This window comes from Nostoc sp., assembly GCF_036917155.1.
In the GTDB taxonomy this organism is placed as follows: Bacteria; Cyanobacteriota; Cyanobacteriia; order Cyanobacteriales; family Nostocaceae; genus Nostoc.
Genome location: NZ_JBALDZ010000134.1, coordinates 1 through 3,102 on the forward strand (window position 1 = coordinate 1; position 3,102 = coordinate 3,102).

Here is a 3,102-nt window from a genome sequence, read left to right on the forward strand (position 1 = left end):
AGAGATAAAAATATTTGAAACGAGATGGCGTCAGCCACGATGTTTCAATGTGTCCTTGTACAAATCCCCTGATTTTAATTATGGGGATTTCCCTATTGCCTGTTGCCCGTTCCCTGTTACCTTTTAACTCTTTATATTGGTTCAACCTTCACAAAATAGTTGCTAAATCGTCGCACTTTTTGATTTTCGGTATAGCAGCAGTGTACTGCTTTGTCACAAGCGATCGCACCCTTGAATTGCTGGCATATTTGGTTAACTGAGCAAGGCAGGGCGAGGAGAGCGGCGTAAACTACGCACTCCCAATTTTTCCTCTAAGAATTATTTAAGGTGAGGCGATCGCTTGAACGGCATCGCACTCCAACAAATAGCGCCGACCTAAATATAGGCGGGCGCTACTCAAATAATTTAAATTCAGGGAGAAAATATAGTGAAATGAGTTCCCTGATTTTTACGATTAATTGATTCCAATTTAATTTCTTAGATTGCACTGCGACGATTCAGCAAGTTCCACAAGAAAACAGCGACAATTGCGCCAAGAACCGCTACCGCAATACCTGGAATGCTAAGACCAGGAGCCGCTAGAGTTAAGGTTCCTGTATTGAAGAATACACCCAGACTGCCACCAACAAAAGCACCGATAATTCCTAATAAGATTGTTCCGAGAATTCCGCCACCTTGATGATCGGGGTAGATAGCCTTTGCAATAGCACCAGCAATTAGACCTAAAACAATCCAAGCAAGAATATTCATTGTTTTAATTTGAGCAACGTTTTTTAATGACAAATACACAATAGCAATCCCAACATTGACATTCCATCTACCAACAGAACCAATTATTAATAGCCTTGAGGATGAACGCTGTTACTTCTGGTGATATACCCCCTAATTGAGATGGATAATAAATAAAAAAAGCTGCTAGCAGGTCTAAAGCTGGGATTGCTTATCTGGGTGTCCTGACAATACTGCTCGGATAAGCAGGGGAAGCAGGGGAAGCAAAACTCAACGCCAGCCTCCATTTCTCCCCCTACTTGCCTCAACCAAGAAATTACTTAACCGAGCAGTATTGCTACCTAAGTTTACTTTGTCCGCAGAATCTCAGTCCCTTCAGGGCTGAGAGTGTCAACAAAACCACTTGATGCGCGTAGGCGAAGCCCGCCGCAGGCATCGCTTGTGTAAGTTCTCTTACCTTCATAGCGATCGCTGCTGTCCGGGTGCAAGAGCGCCATCGCTCCTCCTGAGTTTTCCTCTTTGAATTTTAGGAGGGGTTGCTACTGCATTTCCTGGTGATTCCAGCTTTGAAGCTCCCAATTGAAACTCATTTTATGGCAGCAATCGAAAGTTTCTTAGTTGGCACTAAAGTAGCTCACTCTTTTGGATGAGAAAGAAATCAACCAATTAGGTGATATAACTATACTTGTTTGGCACTATTATTGAAGGGTCAATTCCCAAATAAGAACATCAGAATCTAGCAATATTTTGGTGGAGAATCAAAACCCGCTAGGCGGGATTTGACCAATAGAAAAAGTATATTTAGTGGGGTTATTCAACTAAGTTGTAGATAATTATTAATTGAATTCTTCAATCCGAATTAAGTAACCGTTGTTAGGCGTAACCCATTACGAATTAGTTAAATTACTTGATTCAGCTTCGACTGAGCGTTCACGAGGTGTGTCGTAGACAAGCCGAAGTGTCACGCCAAAGTCTGCTTCTTTGTACATAATTCAGGGCATTATTCTGATGACATCCTCTATAAATAGAGACTACTGATTGCTATATATCGAACTTAGGATAACAATATGAAACTGAATACCTTCATCAATTCTGCATTTGTGATTGCATCTATTGCGCTTGTACCCGGAATTGCTATAGCTCAAACAGCTAATCACAATAAGATATCTCTTATTAATCTCGGTCGAGCCGAGAATTTAGCTCGCGAAGCTGCTGAGAAAGCCAATGGCGGTTTGCAACATTATCGAGCTGAGAACTCGATGTATGGCCCTGCCGAACGTTCTCCCCATACTTATGATGGGCATGGCACTTGGACTTTCACCTTTAATGGACATAGCCCTGATTCTGACACTCCTACAGTCAAAAGTGTAGTGACTGTCTCAAGAACCAGGATAGTTCATATTAACTATAACAGACATATTCGCTCAACATCGCTAAAAATCAACTCATAAAGAATTTAATTTACTTAATCTCAGATAGTTGAACAAAGGAAAATTAGTTATGAAACGGATGCTTGCAGGTATATTAGTTGCATTACCACTGTTCATTACTGCCATGCCAAAACAGGCCTCAGCATTAGTAATCGATATTGGTGGTCATCATCATCACAGATGGATTCGTGGGCATTGGGAGAGAAGACATAACCATAGAGTATGGATTCGCGGTCACTATGAACGTTGATGAAAAAGAGGGGAAAGAAAAAACTTTTAATCTTTAAGACGAACCCAATTCCGAGTTGAAAATGCATATTCTAGTAGTATTGGGGTTGGGTGCGATGCCTAGCTTAGGCAAGAAAGCGCGATGGCGTACTCCCCCGCCGTAGGTCATCGCTCTTAATCAAGAGAGGAAACACCAAGCGATCACATGACGCCCCGCTGGGGAGCGATCGCTCCAAGAGTCGATTTCCTCTAAAAGAGCGCCGTAGGCATCGCTTGAACCCAGGTTCTAACTTTTCCCGTTAAGTCGTCCCTCAAGAACGCTGCCAACCCGAATTTCTCACAATTAAGAAATTCGGGCTATTTAATTTATATACTTACTTTATACTTATTTTCATCATCTGCTCTCTTGCGGGGTCTGGGTTAGCGTCGTCGTACCAGATAATATGGGATTTCCCGAAATATTCAGCATTCAGCAAACTAGCTCTCCAGCCATTCCATAACTGATTGAATTTGCTGTTGCTCAACGCCGCAGCTTTGTTGTCCGTAGCTATCAATAGTTGGCTGGGCTGGTTTGGGTTTGAGGAAACTTAAGAATGGAATGACGATGAGAAACGCAACTATTACATTGATGCTCATGTACTAGCAGCAGATGCCATTGTATAACTGCATTCTGCCACTTTTCTATGCAAAATATAACTTTATCAAATACATGGAT

Annotated in this window: 5 protein-coding genes; 2 read left to right on the top strand and 3 right to left on the bottom strand. The window is 41.9% G+C overall.

Going from position 1 to position 3,102, the window contains the following annotated elements:
* The first annotated feature begins 14 nt into the window (after positions 1–14).
* A complete protein-coding gene (locus V7K67_RS18665) occupies positions 15–260 on the top strand; it encodes a hypothetical protein (protein WP_335167874.1) in 246 nt (81 codons plus the stop codon).
* Positions 261–477: 217 nt separating this feature from the next.
* Here V7K67_RS18665 and V7K67_RS18670 read toward each other — a convergent pair whose 3' ends face one another.
* Positions 478–750 carry a GlsB/YeaQ/YmgE family stress response membrane protein gene (locus V7K67_RS18670; protein ID WP_335167876.1) on the bottom strand — a complete coding sequence of 91 codons (273 nt, stop codon included), beginning with the start codon at positions 748–750 and terminating at the stop codon, positions 478–480.
* A 326-nt stretch (positions 751–1,076) separates the two neighbouring features.
* Entirely contained in the window at positions 1,077–1,226 is a 150-nt protein-coding gene (locus tag V7K67_RS18675) for a hypothetical protein (protein WP_335167878.1), read from the bottom strand.
* A 570-nt stretch (positions 1,227–1,796) separates the two neighbouring features.
* Here V7K67_RS18675 and V7K67_RS18680 point away from each other — a divergent pair.
* Positions 1,797–2,180: a hypothetical protein gene (locus V7K67_RS18680; RefSeq protein ID WP_335167880.1), complete on the top strand. Its 384-nt coding sequence runs from the start codon at positions 1,797–1,799 to the stop codon at positions 2,178–2,180.
* A 684-nt stretch (positions 2,181–2,864) separates the two neighbouring features.
* Here V7K67_RS18680 and V7K67_RS18685 read toward each other — a convergent pair.
* Positions 2,865–3,023 (bottom strand): hypothetical protein, encoded by a 159-nt coding sequence (locus tag V7K67_RS18685; protein WP_334732314.1) that lies wholly within the window; start codon positions 3,021–3,023, stop codon positions 2,865–2,867.
* Positions 3,024–3,102: the final 79 nt, after the last annotated feature.

Coding starts and splice junctions, on each gene's coding strand:
- V7K67_RS18670 (WP_335167876.1), bottom strand. CDS start 750: ATGAATATTCTTGCTTGGATTGTTTTAGGTCTAATTGCTGGTGCTATT.
- V7K67_RS18675 (WP_335167878.1), bottom strand. CDS start 1,226: ATGGCGCTCTTGCACCCGGACAGCAGCGATCGCTATGAAGGTAAGAGA.
- V7K67_RS18685 (WP_334732314.1), bottom strand. CDS start 3,023: ATGAGCATCAATGTAATAGTTGCGTTTCTCATCGTCATTCCATTCTTA.
- V7K67_RS18680 (WP_335167880.1), top strand. CDS start 1,797: ATGAAACTGAATACCTTCATCAATTCTGCATTTGTGATTGCATCTATT.